This window comes from Lysinibacillus sp. Ag94 (genome assembly GCF_023242215.1).
Classification (GTDB): Bacteria; Bacillota; Bacilli; order Bacillales_A; family Planococcaceae; genus Lysinibacillus.
In genome coordinates this window covers 3,480,095-3,497,954 of sequence record NZ_CP096780.1, presented here as the reverse complement: position 1 = coordinate 3,497,954, position 17,860 = coordinate 3,480,095, and the positions used below count along the sequence as shown (strand labels likewise).

Below are 17,860 nucleotides of genomic sequence, written 5' to 3'. Positions count from 1 at the left end.
AAAAAATCTAAAATACCCTCGAAAGTTACATCATCCCCGTTTCAAACCATCATAAAAAACTACTAACACCTATTAATATTCCTTCAACTACCTAAAAAGCCATCATAAAAAATTGTTTTTGGAATATAGAAATATTAACGCAGTCTTGTGCATAAAAAAGATAGAATGAATGAGTATTCATACGCTCTATCGATCTAAAATCATAAGGAATACAGTTATATAAATGTTGTCAAATGCATAATAATTAATCGAAAATGCATTTATTTTCTATTTTGTGTTTGAAAGAGTATTTCATTTTCATTATAATAAAAATAAGAGTTTACAAGTTTGGGGCAAAGGGGAGAGGACGTATGACAACAAAACCATGGCTAAAAAATTATCCTGAAGAAGTACCATCGTCTTTAACGTTTGAGGAAATTCCTGTGCAAGAGTTTTTGACACGTGCCTATAAAAAGAATCCATCTAAAGTTGCGATTCATTTTATGGGAAAGGATTTGACGTACACGGAGCTATATGAGTCAGCGCTAAGGTTCGCAAACTATTTACAAGCTCTTGGAATAGAGAAGGGAGATCGGGTAGCTATTATGCTGCCGAACTCACCGCAAAGTGTAATCGCTTACTACGGGGCAATGTATGCTGGGGCGATTGTCGTACAAACAAATCCACTCTATACTGAGCGTGAGCTTCAATATCAAATGGCTGATTCAGGTGCGAAAGTTATTTTATTGATGGATATTTTGTATCCACGTGTTATGAAAATCATAAAAGAAACTGCACTTGAAAATGTCATTGTCACGGCTATTAAAGATTATTTACCATTTCCTAAAAATTTGGTTTATCCTTATATTCAAAAAAAGCAGTTTGGTTTTAGTGTGAAGGTTGAACATAGTGGTCAAAATCATTTATTTACAGAAATTATGCGCTCAGCGCCCATCAAAATGATTGATATTCCCGTTGATTTTGAAGAGGACGTAGCATTGCTTCAATACACAGGTGGAACGACTGGCTTCCCTAAGGGTGTAATGTTGACCCATAAAAACTTAATTGCAAATACAACAATGTGTGATGCATGGATGTATAAATGCGTACATGGTGAGGAAACGATTATGGGTATACTGCCATTCTTCCATGTTTATGGTATGACTGCTGTTATTTTATTATCCGTATTCACGCAAAATAAGATGGTGTTATTACCAAAGTTTGATGCAGAAACAGCGTTGAAAACGATTGATAAGCAAAAACCAACACTATTCCCAGGCGCACCGACTTTATATATTGGTTTATTAAATCACCCGGATATTGCAAAGTACGACTTATCGTCCATTAAAGCATGTATAAGTGGATCCGCTTCATTGCCAGTAGAGGTGCAGGAGAAATTTGAAGCGGTAACAGGGGGAAAACTTGTAGAAGGCTATGGATTAACAGAAACTTCTCCTGTTACACATTCAAATCCAATTTGGGGTAAGCGTGTCATGGGCTCGATTGGTTTACCTTGGCCAAATACGGATTCAATAATTTTACGTGCAGGGGATGCTGAGGCGCTTCCAGTTGGTGAGATTGGTGAAATAGCTGTAAAGGGCCCTCAGGTTATGAAAGGCTATTGGAATCGCCCTGAGGATACTGCAGCGGCGTTCGTAGATGGCTGGTTTTTAACAGGTGATCTTGGCTATATGGACGAGGAAGGCTATTTCTATGTAGTTGACCGTAAAAAAGATATAATTATTGCAGGTGGCTTTAATATTTACCCTCGTGAGGTAGAGGAAGTTCTATATGAGCGTGAGGAAATCCAAGAATGTGTAGTTGCAGGCATTCCTGACCCGTATCGTGGAGAAACCGTTAAAGCTTATATTGTTTTAAAAGAAGGATATTCGATTACGGAAGACGAATTAAATAAATATTGCCGTCAAAACTTAGCTGCTTTCAAAGTTCCACGCTATTATGAGTTTAGAGATGAGCTACCGAAAACAGCAGTTGGGAAAATTTTGCGTCGTTCATTAGTTGACGAAGAGAAAACAAAATTGGTGAATAAAGAAGCAAAATAAATACGTGGTAAAGTATTGACAAGCAAAGATGTAAATTATAATATGAAAATATGAATGAATGACCATTCATATTTTCATATTTTTTTAGGTGACCACGTCATATCCTTACCAATAAATCAGTTTGAGATGGCTGATATTGAAGGATGACATTCGTGTATTGAGCATGAATTTAGACGTGTGCATGCAAGTTTTTTAGGTGGTGATATAGAAGTGAAACGTGATAAGCCAAAATATAAGCAAATTATTGATGCAGCTGTCATCGTTATTGCAGAAAATGGGTATCACCAAGCACAGGTATCGAAGATTGCAAAACAGGCAGGGGTGGCCGACGGAACAATCTATTTATATTTTAAAAATAAAGAAGATATATTAATTTCTGTCTTTAATGAAAAAATGGCTGTTTTTGTAGAGTCATTACAATATATAATAGAAAATGGAAGTACGTCTAAGGACAAACTTTCACGAATGATTGAAAATCATTTTAATGTTCTAGCGACAGATCGATACCTAGCAACCGTTACACAATTGGAACTACGACAATCGAATAAAGATTTACGACTGAAGATTAATGCGGTGTTAAGAGAGTATTTACAATTACTTGATCAAATTTTAATCGAAGGTATGCTATCAGGTGAGTTCAGTCAAACGATGGATGTACGCTTGGCACGCCAAATGGTATTTGGAACAATTGACGAAACCATTACGTCGTGGGTTATGAATGATTATCGATATGATTTGATAGAACAGGTTCCAAAAGTTCAGGCATTAATCTTGAACGGCATTAAAGCTTAAAAGGATGTGGAGAAATGGAATTTCTAAGTTGGAAAGCAGAGGATGGAGTAGCGATTATTACAATTGCACGCCCACCAGCCAATGCATTATCTCGCGGAATCATTGCCGAAGTAAATGCTGTGCTAGATGAAGTAGAAAATGATGACACTGTACGTGTCCTTGTACTTCATGGCGAAGGTCGTTTCTTCTCAGCTGGTGCAGACATTAAAGAATTTACAGAGGTTGGATCTGGTGATGAATTTTCAAAGCTAGCGAACAATGGTCAACAAGTTTTTGAACGAGTTGAATCGTTCTCTAAACCTATTATTGCTGCAATTCATGGTGCCGCACTAGGTGGGGGCCTTGAATTAGCGATGAGTTGTCATCTACGCTTTGTGACAGAATCTGCAAAATTAGGATTACCTGAATTACAATTAGGTCTTATTCCAGGTTTTGGGGGTACACAACGCCTACCTCGATATGTAGGGGTTGCAAAAGCTGCAGAAATGATGTTTACGAGTGAGCCGATTTCTGGAACAGAAGCTGTACAATGGGGTTTAGCGAATCGTGCATTTACAGATGAAGCATTATTGGAAGAAACGCTAAAGGTAGCGAAGAAAATTGCGAAGAAGAGCCCGGTTGCTTTAAAAGCAGCTATTCAAACATTGCAATATGCAAAGCATGCTTCGTTTTATGAAGGTATTGAGGCAGAAGCAAAATCCTTTGGCACAGTATTCGTTTCGGAAGATGCAAAAGAGGGAATTCAAGCATTTATTGAAAAACGCGAGCCTGTGTTTACTGGTAAATAATATTCCATCAGTGTCGATAGCGACTTGAAAGAGTGTTATCGACGTTATCGACACTGAAAATATATAATATTTATAAGTTTACTTAGAAATAAAAAACGTTGTAGGAGGTATGGATATATGAATATTTTTGCATTAATTAAACGTACGTTTGATACAGAAGAAAAAATTGTTGTGTCGGGTGGTAAAATCCAAGAGGATGGCGCAGAGTTCATCATCAATCCTTACGATGAATATGCCATTGAAGAGGCAATCCAAGTACGTGACGCTGCAGGCGGTAAAGTAACAGTTGTGTCAATTGGTGGCGAAGATACAGAGAAGCAATTGCGTACAGCTCTTGCGATGGGAGCAGATGAAGCAGTTCTTATTAATACGGAAGACGATCTAGATGAACTAGATCAAAATGCAGCAGCATTTATTTTAGCTGAATATTTAAAAGATAAAGATGCTGATTTAATTTTAACAGGAAACGTTGCAATTGACGGAGGCTCTGGTCAAGTTGGACCTCGTGTTGCAGATTTACTAGGTATTAACTGCGTAACAACAATTACAAAGCTTGAGATTGACGGAACATCTGCGAAAATTGTACGCGATATTGAAGGTGACTCAGAAGTTATTGAGACATCTTTACCACTTTTAATAACAGCTCAGCAAGGTTTAAATGAGCCACGTTACCCATCTTTACCAGGGATCATGAAAGCGAAGAAGAAACCGCTTGCAGAACTTGAGTTAGACGATTTAGATATCGATGAAGATGATGTAGAGGTTAAGGTAGAAACAGTTGATATTTTCTTACCAGCTCAAAAGGCAGCGGGCCGTATTCTAGAAGGCGATCTTTCTGCACAAGTAAAAGAGCTTGTAAACCTACTTCATACAGAGGCGAAAGTAGTTTAAGTCATCTGATGACACAAATCGAATCTTAAAGGGTAACGGAGGGAATATACTATGACAAAAAAAGTATTAGTATTAGGTGAAGTTCGTGAAGGAAGCTTACGTAATGTTTCTTTCGAAGCAATTGCGGCTGCAAAGCAAATCGCAGATGGTGGTGAGGTTGTTGGTGTTCTTTTAGGGGATGCTGTGGCAAACTTAACAGGTCCATTATTTGAATATGGGGCGGATCGTGTTGTAACAGTGGAGCATCCACATTTAAAACAATATACATCTGATGGCTATGGTCAAGCTTTATTAGCGGTAATTGAGGAAGAAAAGCCAACTGGTATCGTATTTGGTCATACTGCAAACGGTAAAGATTTATCACCAAAAATTGCAAGTAAATTACAAGCAGGTCTTGTATCCGATGTAACGTCAATTGAGGGTGCTGGCGATGATGTTGTATTCATCCGTCCAATTTACTCTGGTAAGGCTTTTGAAAAAGTTAAAGTAAAAGACGGTATGGTTTTAGCTTCAGTTCGTCCAAATAATATTGCACCATTAGAAAAAGTAGCCGGTAAATCAGGTGACATCACTTCTATTACTGTAGATATTACAAACCTTCGTACAATCATTAAAGAGGTAGTACGTAAATCTTCAGAGGGTGTTGATCTTTCTGAGGCAAAAGTAGTTGTAGCAGGTGGTCGTGGCGTAAAATCTGAGGAAGGCTTTGAACCATTAAAAGCTCTAGCGGATTTACTTGGTGGTGCAGTTGGTGCTTCACGTGGTGCGTGTGATGCTGAATATTGCGACTATTCACTTCAAATCGGTCAAACGGGTAAGGTAGTAACACCAGACCTTTACATTGCAGCTGGTATTTCAGGAGCAATTCAACACTTAGCTGGTATGTCAAACTCAAAAGTAATCGTTGCGATTAATAAAGATCCAGAAGCAAATATTTTCAAAGTTGCGGACTACGGTATCGTAGGTGATTTATTTGAGGTAGTGCCTCTGCTAATCGAAGAGTTTAAAGCGTTAAAAGTGAATGCCTAATAAATGCGCGGGGAAGATGTGTCTTCCCCGCTTTTTTGCGTTCAAATTTTTTGACTTTTTGAAGTTATTGCAAAATAAAATGTTGACATAATTAATTTTAGAACGTATAGTGATGAATATTAATTTAACTTTTTTCAGTGGATCAACCATCTGTACCTGTCGCTACGCTTTCGGTACAAAAGAAATCCGCTGAAATAGAGGAACTCAGTCAATGATTTTTATCAAAGAAACGCAAAGATTAGGAGTAGTAAAAGCTCATTATTTGGTGAAGAGAGCTGCGGGTTGGTGCAACGCAGTCCAATAAGACTTTGAACTTGCCTAGGAGCGGTAAGATAGATGGAATTTACGAAATATTCTATTTGTTGAACGGTTAACCTTCGTTACTAGGTTTTTAAGCAGGGTTCTTAAAGAACCAATTAGAGTGGTACCGCGGTTTGCTTATGGCATATCGTCTCTTCTTTCATTTGATAATGAAGGAACTGACGATATGCCTTTTTTGATTTTAGGAGGTAAGGATATGGAAAATGACAATCAGAGATTAAAAAGAACGATGACATCACGGCATATTACGATGATGGCTTTAGGTGGTGCCATTGGTGCAGGGTTATTTAAAGGAAGTAGTGCAGCTATCGATATGGCAGGGCCATCAGTACTTATTGCGTACTTAATTGGCGGAATTATCTTGCTATTTGTTATGCAAGGTTTAGCAGAAATGGCAGTCCGAAATAGCGAAGCCAGAACATTTAGAGATTTAGTGCAAGCTGTTTTAGGGAAGTATCCAGCTTATTTCCTAGATTGGATCTATTGGAAAATGTGGGTATTAAATATTGCTGCAGAATCTATAGTTGCGGCCATTTTTATTCAATATTGGTTGCCAGATTACCCGATCTGGATACTTGCATTATCTGTTTCGGTGTTAGTTACAGCTATTAATTTATTATCTGTAAAAGTTTTTGCTGAAACTGAATATTGGCTGGCATTAATTAAAATTACTGTCATTGTGGTATTCATCATAGCCGGTTTAATTTTATTGCTTGTTACTTTTGGTAATCATACAGCTGTTGGTTTCTCCAATTTAACGGAGCATGGCGGTTTCTTCCCGAACGGATCAATGGGATTGATTGCTGCAATGCTTGTAGTTATTTACTCTTATGGTGGTACTGAAATTATTGGTATTACATTAGCTGAAACGAAAAATCCTGAGAAAGTAGTGCCAAAAGCTGTTCGCAGTACTTTAGTACGTATTGTGACTTTTTATTTAGTTCCTTTCTTTATTATCGTTAGCTTGATTCCATGGAATGAAGTAAACGGGGTGCCGGAAAGTCCGTTTGTAATGGTCTTTAAAATGATTGGGATTCCTGGTGCTGACCATATTATGAATGCTGTTGTTTTACTAGCAATTATTTCATCAATGAACTCCGGGCTTTATGGTTCATCACGAGTTCTGTATACACAAGCTGTAGACGGACGTGTTCCTAAAATCTTTGCACATTTATCAAAAAGGAAAGTTCCGGTATATGCCATATTAATGTGTACTTTTGCTTTATATATAGCTGTAATCTTTTCTTTATTTGCGGGAAGCAAAACATTTGATTTCCTAATGGGTTCGCTTGGATATACCGTGTTATTTATTTGGTTAATTATTGCGATTGCGCATCTGAAATCGCGTAAAATACAGCCGGAAAAAACAAGTTCCTATGCAGTGAAATGGTTCCCTTACACAACTTGGATCGCTATTATTGCGTTAAGTGCAATTCTAATTGGAATTATTTTTACAACATCGATTATCGTAACAGTTATTACATTAGTTATTTATCTTTTTATTACGTTAACGTATGTCTATAAAGGTCGTTTTCATGAAAATTAAGCTAAAAAACAAAACAACTTTTTGCTTTTTTCGACCTTATTTTTCATAAATTTCGCATACTAGGCAGATTGTTCGCTCAAGAGAATTTATCCATGCTATACTACAAACATAGTAAGCTTAAGGAGGATTTCAAATGGCAATTGTACATGCAACAGATGCAACTTTCCAAGATGATATTAAAGAAGGGTTAGTACTAGTAGACTTTTGGGCTGCTTGGTGCGGACCTTGTAAAATGATTGGACCAGTTCTTGAAGAAATGGATGCTGCAGGTAGTGCGGCTAAAATTGTAAAAGTAGATGTAGATAATAACCAAGGTACTGCAGCACAATACCAAATTATGTCTATCCCATCATTACTATTATTTAAAGACGGTGAATTAGTAGATAAAACAGTTGGTTTCCAACCAAAAGAAGCATTAGAAGCGTTTATCGCAAAACATGCTTAACTTCTTGCAGCAAATGTCTCTTGTACCGAAAGCGTAGCGACGGGTACAGAAGTCTCCCACCTCTACAGATGGTGAGATGAATGCGAATTTAAGCTCTTTTCAGGGGTGTCCAAACACCCGCTGAAAGAAGTTAAAGCCTCCGGCGGATGTCACGGAATCGGAAAGGAGTTCTTTGTGCAAGCACAAAGCCGATTCCGGACGCAATTATGCCGAGGCATAATTGATTCTATAAGAAAAAAAGAGTCAAGCCATCAATAAGATGTGCTTGGCTTTTTTTCGTTATATAATATAGAGAAAAAGCGGAAGTTATCCTTAGAAATAGGAGAAAATAAAGGGACAAACGCTACTTTAAGAAAAAGGGGCAGGTAGGCGATGAATGATTTAATAAAACGAAAACTTGAAATTTTACCAGATCAGCCTGGCTGCTATTTGATGAAAGATCGACAAGGAACCATAATTTATGTCGGGAAAGCTAAAGTGCTGAAAAATCGAGTACGCTCGTATTTTACTGGTTCGCATGAAGGAAAAACACAGAGGCTTGTAGGTGAAATAGAAGATTTTGAGTACATTGTGACATCCTCTAATATTGAAGCTTTAATTTTAGAGCTTAATCTTATAAAACTACATGATCCGAAGTACAATGTTATGCTGACGGATGATAAAACGTATCCGTATTTAAAAATTACAAATGAAAAACACCCGCGCCTTATTACAACGCGAAAAGTGAAAAAGGATAAGGCAAAATATTTTGGCCCATATCCGAATGCGTATGCAGCAAGTGAGACGAAAAAGCTGTTAGATCGTTTATATCCTCTTCGAAAATGTGTACAACTCCCTACCAAGGTTTGTTTGTATTATCATATGGGGCAATGCTTAGCACCTTGTGTGAAAGATATAGATGCAGAAATTTACCACAATATGATTGAGGATATGACAAAGTTTTTAAATGGTGGGGTTGAGGAAGTCAAAAAGGAGCTAGAGGTAAAAATGCTAGCAGCCGCAGAAAATTTAGAGTTTGAGCGTGCAAAGGAATTTCGTGATCAAATTGCACATATTGATACAGTCATGCAAAAGCAAAAAATCGTATCGAGTGATACAACGAATCGCGATGTATTTGGCTATGCCGTCGAGAAGGGCTGGATGTGTGTTCAAGTTTTCTTTGTTCGTCAAGGGAAGCTCATTGAGCGAGATGTCTCGATTTTCCCGATCTATCAAGAGGCAGAAGAGGAATTTTTGACATTCGTTGGACGATTTTACGACAAGCTAGAGCACATTAAACCTAAGGAGATTTTTATCCCACAAACCATTGATGCAGAAATTTTAACGGAATTACTAGAAGTTAAGGTACTAACACCAAAACGAGGGCAAAAAAAAGAGCTAGTTGAGTTAGCGACAAAAAATGCTGAAATTGCGGTAGCGGCGAAGTTCCAGCTTATTGAACGTCAAGAAGAACGCACAATAGGAGCATGTGAGGCGCTCGGTGAAGCTATGGGCATTTCTGCACCTTTACGGATTGAGGCTTTCGATAATAGTCATATGCATGGGACAGATGCTGTATCTGCAATGGTTGTCTTTATCGATGGAAAACCTGCAAAGAAGGAGTATCGAAAATACAAAACACGGACAGCAGCCAAGCATGATGATTACGGGGCGATGCAAGAAGTAATTCGCCGTCGATACACACGCGTATTAAAAGAGGGTCTACCTTTACCGGATTTAGTACTAATAGATGGCGGCAAGGGGCAAATGGAAGTCGCGCGAGAAGTATTAGAGGATGAACTCGGCCTTGTTATTCCAATTGCCGGATTAGCAAAAGATGAAAAGCATAATACGTCACAGCTTCTATTTGGTGATCCAGCTGAAGTAATTGCGTTAAAGCGAACAAGCGATGGATTCTACTTACTACAGCGAATCCAGGACGAAGTACACCGTTTTGCTATTACCTTCTTACGACAACAGCATGAGAAACATGCAATACAATCTGTCCTCGATAATATAGAGGGCATTGGTCCGAAGCGAAAACAACAATTACTCAAGCATTTTGGCTCTGTCAAAAAGATTCGCGAGGCAAATGTGCAAGCCTTACAGGAAGCAGGGATGCCTGCTAATCTGGCTAGCAATATTTATGATTATTTTCATCCAGTAGAAGACTCTCACCTCTAAAGGTGGTGGGATGAATGTAGATAGAATTCCTTTTCAATGGGTGTATAAACATCTACAGTCTAAAAACTCCACGTACTGTGGCAACGACTGAGTGACCAACATCTTGCTGTTGCGCTGCCGCTGCGCTTTCGTGCAAAAAATAGCTATTGGCCAAAAGCCTCCGAACTTAATTACGCCAAGGCAAAATTGATATTCAATAAGATCCATTGTCAAAGGATTAGGCGTATGCTAAGGTTGTATATAACATAGCTTTTTAATATAGCAATGTTTTTTAGTAGTTTCTATTTATTAAAATGGGAATTTCTTCACTAAGGTTCAAATTAAATACGATCACTATTTAGTGATGATAGAGGTGCAAGGTTCAAGAGTAGTACATTCGAGGACGAACAAGTCCGGTGAAAATGTATGAAAGGGGAACTTGCCGAAGTGGAGCATCGTTGTTTCCGATGCTGCGCTGGTTTTACATTTAAGAGATGTAAGACTGTCGATTCTAAACGTTTCGGAGGGCTATCACACATGCGCAAGTTACTTTATTGTACATGTTATAGGCAGCTTTCACGTTATGTGAGAAGCTGCCTTTTTAGATTTTCTCGAAACAACATTTTTTCAAGGCTGTTAGGCGTTTGCTTTTGTCATGTTATTAAAATTGCAAAAGTATCGCTGCTTTTAATCAGCGAAATGATTGAATACGAAGGAGAATGATAAAAATGGCGAGAGTTGTGATGAAATTTGGTGGTGCTGCATTCGCATCAACAGAGTGCATTCAAAATGTTGCGAAAAAGGTGATTGCAGAAAGGGAAAGAGGTTTTGATGTTGTCGTTGTCACTTCAGCTATGAGGGGAATGGCTAAAGAATTAGCAAAGATGGCTCGTGATTTGTCAGACCATGCATCTAAGCGTGAACTAGACGCACTATTTTCAACAAGCTCACAACTTACAAGTACATTAGTGGCAATTGCTATACAGGAGAAAGGATATGATGCCGTGTCATTAACGGGCTGGCAGGCAGGCATTGAAACCGATGCTATGTATAGCAATGCCCGTATTGAGGAAATGAATGTTAGTCGAATTGAAGAGCATTTTGCACAGGGGAAAATCGTTATCGTTGCTGGGGAACAAGGTATCGATAATTCACGGAATATTACGACGTTAGGTAAAGGTGGTGCGGAAACGTCGGCTGTAGCAATTGCAGCAAAATTGAAGGCGGAGCGGGTAGATATTTACACGAATGTGGACGGCATCTATACAGCTGATCCAAATCATGTTGCTGGGGCACAAAAACTAAAAGAAATTTCCTATGATGAAATGCTAGAGCTATCAAACTTAGGGTCACAAGTTTTACACCCGCGAGCTGTAGAGTTAGCAAAGAAATTTCAAATCCCAGTTATCATTCGCTCGGGAGAAATAGATACTGTAGGTACTGTATTGAAGGAGGAAGTTGAAATGGAAAAAAATTTAATTGTACGAGGTGTTGCCTACGAGTCAGACGTTATTCGCTTAACAGTTGGTTATGATGCTTATTCTAATGCTTCGTTAGCAAATATGTTCACAATACTTGCAGAAAATCGCATAAACGTCGATATAATCGTACAAGCAATAATTGATGGTTTAAAGCCGATGGTATCTTTTACTATTTTAAAAGAGGAGTTCGCTGAAGCATTACGTGTTCTAGAAGATAGTAAATTATCACTAGGGTTTAGTTTTGCTGATTTTGAAATTGGCTTAGCAAAGGTTTCTATTATTGGCTCGGGGATGGCATCTAACCCAGGGGTGGCTGCAAGGATGTTTGATCGTCTACGTCGTGAAAATATCCCTGTAAAAATGGTAAGTACTTCTGAAATAAAAGTGTCTGTTGTTGTACCTCAGGACGAAATGATTCGTGCAGCAAATGCATTACATGATGAATTTAATTTATTTCAGGAAGTGTCTTTTGTACCGAAAGCGTAGCGACAGGTACAGAAATCTCTCAGGGGAGCTAGTCACTTTTAAGCGGCGTGGATAGAGCAGCCAAAGCGACGGATAGAGATTGTAGAACAAGCGCTTTACATATAATGTTGAAAAAGATGTGCCAGTAAAATGAGGGCACTGAAAAAGTCTATATCTTCTCACATCGCGAGGTATTTAACGAGTAAATCGTTGAATACCTCGCTTTTTTCATTTGGCAGTTGTTTTCCGAAGCATTCCGCTCGCTTTCCGCGGGCGAGCGCCGAGCCTCCTCTTACGCTTCGCTTCGTGCGGGGTCTCGTCTGTGTCGCTTTCCCGCAGGAGTCGAGCGATGCTTCTCCAAACAACGCAATGTATCACACTATTATTTTAGTCACGCTTTCCTTTATAATAAAAATGTGCAGGTGGTGCCCCCGATGATTTCAAATCAAGAAACCCTTCATTTAAGTCCATATATGGCGATCTACGATATTGTTGTGCCAAAAGATAATATACTTCATCAAATCAATGAACTTGTTGATTTTTCATTCATTTTAGAAGAGTTAAAAACAAAATATTGTTTAGACAATGGACGTAATGCCATTCCTCCAATTCGTATGTTTAAGTACATCTTTTTTCTTCGGGTATAAGACACATATCGCGTGCTTGTGGCAAAGTTGAATCCTATTCTTACACAAGGACCACGAAAAGAAGAAGACAAGTTTGAGTTTAATAAAGACGCTGTAATGTTTGTTTGTAAGGCCGGTCATCTCGCGACAAGAAAAGCACGTACGGGTAAAAAAGGAACGAGTATGAGTCAAAGTCAGACATTTTATTTTGACATTGAAAAATGCAAAGTATGTCCAATGAGAGATGGCTGTTATAAAGAAGGCGTAAAAAGTAAAACATATTCTGTCACAATGAAGTCGGATACACATGCCGAACAAGAGGCATTTCAAAATACGGAAGCATTTAAGCAATTAGCCGCAAATCGCTACAAAGTAGAAGCGAAGAATAGCGACTGCGGGTCTATTTGGCATGGAAATTCAAGGTGCTACAACGATATTCGCTGTCAATTTAAAACGGATATTAAAGCTATTAAACGAAAATAAATAAGGAATAGAGACAGAAATAAGGCACTTCCTGTTCAAAATTGAACAAGAAATGCCTTATTTTTATCTGAGAAAGGTTCGCTTTTATGAAAACGTAAGTTTTTCAGTGCCCTCCAGTAAAATGCACATCTTTTTTTGTTCACATCAATTTAATATTTTATCCAATTCTATTGTTATATAATAAAATGTGACATGTTTTACCAAGGGGAAGGTGGAAGTTTGTATGGGGTTATTCGGTTTATTTCAAAAGCCAATGGATGAAAGTGTTGAGATGCACAACGATTTAGAAATACAAATATTAAAAAAGCGAATTCTGGAATTGGAACTTGAGCAGGAAAGCATTGATGTGAAAAATGCGGTTTTAGATTTTGTACTAGCGCATATGGAGTTAATTAATTTTCAAACGGCTTTAAAGGTTCAAAATGTCTCTACGAGTGTAGGGGATATTTCAGCAATGAGTGAAGAAATGTCGTCAAATACAGAGGAGATGCTTGCGGTTGAGCAAAATGTTAATGCAAACATTCAAGAAATAAAACAACATTCATTACTACTTGTAGAGGAAATGGAATCATCCATTGCAAAAGGTGAAATGGTTCAGGAGTTGTTGGCCAAAGGAGCTCATTCAACAGAGCAACTGAAGAATGAAATGACCAAAATGGATGATATTAGTACTGGTGTAACCGGGATTGCCGACCAAACACAATTACTATCTTTAAATGCGTCTATTGAAGCTGCACGTGCTGGTGAGCATGGAAAAGGCTTTAATGTTGTCGCGATGGAGGTAGGGAAATTAGCCAACAGTTCGAAAGGTTCATTGCAAGAAATGACAAAGATTCGATCAGTCATTGATAAGAAATTACATAATACAATAACAAATATTAATCAAGTCGAACATTATTTAACTGACTTTTTAAGGATTATGAAGGACAATATTGCTAATCTGACTGTAACAAGTAGAAATATTGAAGAAGCAGCACATGGTATTCATCAAATAACAGCTGCATCAGAAGAAAATGTAATAGCTGTAGGTCGTTTAGCGGAAACAACGACGGAATTATCACGTACTAGTGACTTCTCGGATCTAATACAAAATCAAGTATCTGAAATGTTAAAAGCTATTGCACCGACAATCAGAAAGCCATCAGAGCAAACGGTAGTTAGCCAATTAGCAGCAAGGTTAATGGATCATGCTAGCTTTTTAAGAAATGCTATTCACAAGGCTGGTCAAAAAGAAACGATAAAAACGCATCATCAATGTATGTTTGGAAAATGGTATTACGGACATTTTGAGGAATATCAAAACTTACCAGAATATCGTTATATTGAACAACCACATAAATTAGTCCATATGGCCGCCCAAAAGTTAGTGAATGAACTGTCAATTCATAACATAGAAGAAATGATTCAACACTCACTTAATATTTTGGAGGCATTTATTTCGTTCATAGATGTACTTTTAAAAAAAAGACATGCTCAATTATAAATAAAGTTTAACGAGAGGTTGATTTCTGTTCCGACAGTGCACATTCCTAGGAGCGTCCGATAAGCTGCTTTGCTGTCGCGTCTATAACGATAATCCAAGGAGTTGCTCAGTCTCTGCAGTGAATAACTTCTATATTATATATAAAAAGGATTGCCATCCATAAATTAGGGATGACAATCCTTTTCGTTTTATTCAGTCGGAACGGTGTTCATGATTCTTTCTTTCACGTCCCATTTTACAGTGAACGTAACATTTTGTTGCTTTTCACGTTTTTCATCATAGCATTCTGTTAAATAACCTTTTGCTTGCTGGATTTGCTCAGCTATAAATCCTGCTTCAAGTCTAAAGCTACGAAGACCGATTTGTAACAGTTCTGGATCATTTGTCAACTGGAATATGCGTCCATCCTTCGACTCTTTGATAAGCTCTAAATTACCCCAACAGGCATCTGCGAAAAATGCGATAAGTTCATCTTGACTTGTACATGGGAACTTCCGAGCTAGATCTTTTCCTGCCCAGTAAAGGACATCACCTTCGTGTTTACCAAGAATGGAAGATAAAATATAATCGCGAATTATCTCATACCCAAAAGCTGAGATTGTAGGAGATGAAGTGTTTAACATTGAAAGCCTTCTTTCTTAGAATTTTCTTAAAATTTGACACTGATAAAGTAAAGATAGATTTTTCGAGAAAAAACGATGCATCATGTACTAGATTACTTCTTTAATAAGGAGTGTGAAAAACTTTAAGTTGCCTTGACGCTCGTAGCTCTTGAGAGTACAATAAACATGTCATAATATTGTACCATGATGAAATACACAGTCAATGAAGTATCAGTTACAAAATGATGACTTCTTTAGTTGTGCTATTTTAAGTACTAAGGGGGGTAACAGTCTTGTCGAAAGATCGAGAGTTTTTATGGCGTCGCTTACATTCTCTACTTGGTATCATTCCAGTAGGTCTGTTTTTAACGATGCACCTGTTCATTAACTTTACAGCAACAGGCGGAGCAGAAAGTTACAACGCAGCTACCGCTAATATGGAAAAGATTCCATTCCTTATCTTAGTTGAATGGATTGTCATCTATATTCCATTAATGTTCCACGCATTTTATGGTGTCTACATTGCATTCACTGCTACACCAAATACAGGACGTTTCAGCACATACCGTAACTGGATGTTCTCATTACAACGTTTCACGGGTGTATTCTTAGTGATCTTCATTGCATGGCATATTTTCCAAACTCGTATTCAAAAAGCACTTGGTACAGAAGTTGATTACGACATGATGGCAAATATCGTTTCAAATCCATTCATGCTTGGATTCTACATTGTTGGTATTATATCAGCAACTTTCCACTTATCTAACGGTTTATGGGCATTCCTAGTAAGCTGGGGTATTACACAATCTCCTCAGTCTCAAAAGATTGCTACTTATGTAACAAACATTATTTTCGTAATTCTAAGTGTAGTTGGTGTGGCTGCTATTTTAGCTTTTGCTTAATGTAATAGAAGCTACTATAGAGCATATGGCAATCATTGCAATTTTTTAAGAGGAGTGAGAAATAATCATGGCGAAAAGCAAAATAATTGTTGTCGGCGGCGGTCTAGCTGGTCTGATGGCAACGATTAAAGCAGCTGAAGTTGGTACTGAAGTTGATTTATTCTCATTAGTTCCTGTAAAACGCTCACACTCTGTATGTGCGCAGGGCGGAATTAATGGTGCGGTAAATACAAAAGGTGAAGGGGATTCTCCTTGGATTCACTTCGATGATACAGTATACGGTGGGGACTTCTTAGCGAACCAACCACCAGTTAAGGGTATGTGTGATGCAGCCCCTGGTATTATTCATTTAATGGACCGTATGGGTGTAATGTTCAACCGTACACCAGAAGGTCTTCTTGATTTCCGTCGTTTTGGTGGTACATTACACCACCGTACAGCATTCTCAGGTGCGACGACTGGTCAACAATTACTATACGCGCTAGACGAGCAAGTTCGTTCTCACGAAGTAGCTGGTTTAGTTAACAAATATGAGCACTGGGAATTTCTTGGTGCAGTAGTCGATCCTGACGGCGTTTGTCGTGGTATCGTAGCGCAAGATATGCGTACAGAAGAAATTAAATCATTCCGTGCAGATGCTGTTATTATGGCGACTGGTGGCCCTGGTATTATCTTCGGTAAAACAACAAACTCTGTTATCAATACAGGTTCTGCTGCTTCTATCGTTTACCAACAAGGTGCTTCTTACGCGAATGGTGAGTTCATTCAAATTCACCCAACAGCTATTCCTGGAGATGACAAAAACCGTCTAATGTCAGAATCAGCTCGTGGTGAAGGTGGCCGTATTTGGACTTATAAAGACGGTAAACCTTGGTACTTCTTAGAAGAGAAATACCCAGCATATGGTAACTTAGTACCACGTGATATTGCTACACGTGAAATCTTCGATGTTTGTGTGAACCAAAAACTAGGTATTAACGGTGAAAACATGGTATACCTAGATCTTTCTCATAAAGATCCACATGAATTAGATGTAAAACTTGGTGGTATTATTGAAATCTACGAAAAATTCGTAGGTGATGATCCACGTAAATTACCAATGAAAATTTTCCCAGCAGTTCACTACTCAATGGGTGGATTATGGGTTGACTACAACCAAATGACTGAAATTCCTGGTTTATTTGCAGCAGGTGAATGTGATTACTCTCAACATGGTGCAAACCGTCTTGGTGCAAACTCATTATTATCCGCTATTTATGGTGGTATGGTTGCTGGTCCAAACGCAGTAGACTATGTTAAACATCTTAAAAAGCATGCGGAAGATCTTCCACAAGAAATCTATGATGCACGCGTTCAAGAAGAACAAGCTAAGTGGGAAGCTATCATGAAAATGGATGGCACAGAAAACGCTTACTTACTTCATAAAGAGCTTGGTGAAATGATGACAGCTACTATGACAGTAGTACGTTATAACGATCAACTTGAAGATACATTGAACAAACTTGATGAATTCCAAAAACGTTGGGAAAACATTAACATCAACGATACACAAAAATGGAGTAACCAAGGTGCTCACTTTACGCGTCAGTTGAAAAATATGATTTACCTTGCGAAAGTAATGACAAAGGGTGCATTATTACGTAACGAATCACGTGGTGCACACTATAAGCCAGATTTCCCGAACCGTGATGATGAGCAGTTCTTAAAAACTACAATGGCGAAATTTGACCCAACTACTGGTGATCCAATTATCACGTACCAAGAAGTCGACGTTTCATTAATTCCACCACGTAAACGTGATTACTCTGCGAAAGGAGACTAA

Annotated in this window: 14 protein-coding genes, 1 pseudogene, 1 riboswitch and 1 other annotated feature; of the genes and pseudogenes, 14 read left to right on the top strand and 1 reads right to left on the bottom strand. The window is 38.2% G+C overall.

Annotated elements, in window-relative coordinates:
* Window positions 1-350: 350 nt before the first annotated feature.
* From MY533_RS16215 to MY533_RS22245, 12 genes and pseudogenes are all read left to right on the top strand, one after another.
* A complete protein-coding gene (locus tag MY533_RS16215) occupies window positions 351-2,042 on the top strand; it encodes an AMP-binding protein (protein WP_248716769.1) in 1,692 nt (563 codons plus the stop codon).
* Window positions 2,043-2,252: 210 nt separating this feature from the next.
* On the top strand, window positions 2,253-2,834 hold the full coding sequence (locus MY533_RS16210) for a fatty acid metabolism transcriptional regulator FadR (protein WP_248716768.1): 582 nt from the start codon (window positions 2,253-2,255) through the stop codon (window positions 2,832-2,834).
* Window positions 2,835-2,848: 14 nt separating this feature from the next.
* Window positions 2,849-3,622: an enoyl-CoA hydratase gene (locus MY533_RS16205; RefSeq protein ID WP_132357139.1), complete on the top strand. Its 774-nt coding sequence runs from the start codon at window positions 2,849-2,851 to the stop codon at window positions 3,620-3,622.
* A gap of 117 nt (window positions 3,623-3,739) precedes the next feature.
* The gene (locus MY533_RS16200) at window positions 3,740-4,513 is read left to right on the top strand and encodes an electron transfer flavoprotein subunit beta/FixA family protein (protein ID WP_248716767.1); all 774 of its coding nucleotides are present in this window, start codon (window positions 3,740-3,742) and stop codon (window positions 4,511-4,513) included.
* A 51-nt stretch (window positions 4,514-4,564) separates the two neighbouring features.
* The gene (locus tag MY533_RS16195; RefSeq protein WP_248716766.1) at window positions 4,565-5,542 is read left to right on the top strand and encodes an electron transfer flavoprotein subunit alpha/FixB family protein; all 978 of its coding nucleotides are present in this window, start codon (window positions 4,565-4,567) and stop codon (window positions 5,540-5,542) included.
* A gap of 225 nt (window positions 5,543-5,767) precedes the next feature.
* Window positions 5,768-6,001, top strand: a binding site (T-box leader).
* A gap of 58 nt (window positions 6,002-6,059) precedes the next feature.
* Window positions 6,060-7,409 carry an amino acid permease gene (locus MY533_RS16190; RefSeq protein WP_248716765.1) on the top strand — a complete coding sequence of 450 codons (1,350 nt, stop codon included), beginning with the start codon at window positions 6,060-6,062 and terminating at the stop codon, window positions 7,407-7,409.
* 133 nt (window positions 7,410-7,542) lie between these two features.
* Window positions 7,543-7,854 (top strand): thioredoxin, encoded by a 312-nt coding sequence (trxA, locus tag MY533_RS16185; protein WP_004226420.1) that lies wholly within the window; start codon window positions 7,543-7,545, stop codon window positions 7,852-7,854.
* Between the two features lie 372 nt (window positions 7,855-8,226).
* A complete protein-coding gene (gene uvrC / locus MY533_RS16180) occupies window positions 8,227-10,017 on the top strand; it encodes an excinuclease ABC subunit UvrC (RefSeq protein ID WP_248716764.1) in 1,791 nt (596 codons plus the stop codon).
* Window positions 10,018-10,356: 339 nt separating this feature from the next.
* Window positions 10,357-10,535: riboswitch (Lysine riboswitch) on the top strand.
* Between the two features lie 189 nt (window positions 10,536-10,724).
* The gene (locus MY533_RS16175; RefSeq protein ID WP_248716763.1) at window positions 10,725-11,963 is read left to right on the top strand and encodes an aspartate kinase; all 1,239 of its coding nucleotides are present in this window, start codon (window positions 10,725-10,727) and stop codon (window positions 11,961-11,963) included.
* Window positions 11,964-12,376: 413 nt separating this feature from the next.
* Window positions 12,377-12,589, top strand: a complete 213-nt coding sequence (locus MY533_RS22380) for a transposase (protein WP_248718817.1) — start codon at window positions 12,377-12,379, stop codon at window positions 12,587-12,589.
* A gap of 15 nt (window positions 12,590-12,604) precedes the next feature.
* Window positions 12,605-13,055 (top strand): annotated as a pseudogene (locus MY533_RS16170) (transposase); the annotation flags it as partial.
* 219 nt (window positions 13,056-13,274) lie between these two features.
* On the top strand, window positions 13,275-14,534 hold the full coding sequence (locus MY533_RS22245) for a methyl-accepting chemotaxis protein (protein WP_305883954.1): 1,260 nt from the start codon (window positions 13,275-13,277) through the stop codon (window positions 14,532-14,534).
* 188 nt (window positions 14,535-14,722) lie between these two features.
* Here the strand turns inward: MY533_RS22245 and MY533_RS16155 are convergent, their stop codons facing one another.
* Window positions 14,723-15,157, bottom strand: a complete 435-nt coding sequence (locus MY533_RS16155) for a YslB family protein (RefSeq protein ID WP_132357132.1) — start codon at window positions 15,155-15,157, stop codon at window positions 14,723-14,725.
* 272 nt (window positions 15,158-15,429) lie between these two features.
* Here MY533_RS16155 and MY533_RS16150 point away from each other — a divergent pair, with 272 nt between their 5' ends.
* A complete protein-coding gene (locus tag MY533_RS16150) occupies window positions 15,430-16,038 on the top strand; it encodes a succinate dehydrogenase cytochrome b558 subunit (protein WP_132357131.1) in 609 nt (202 codons plus the stop codon).
* Between the two features lie 67 nt (window positions 16,039-16,105).
* Window positions 16,106-17,860, top strand: coding sequence for a succinate dehydrogenase flavoprotein subunit (gene sdhA, locus MY533_RS16145; protein ID WP_248716762.1), 1,755 nt, complete (start codon window positions 16,106-16,108; stop codon window positions 17,858-17,860).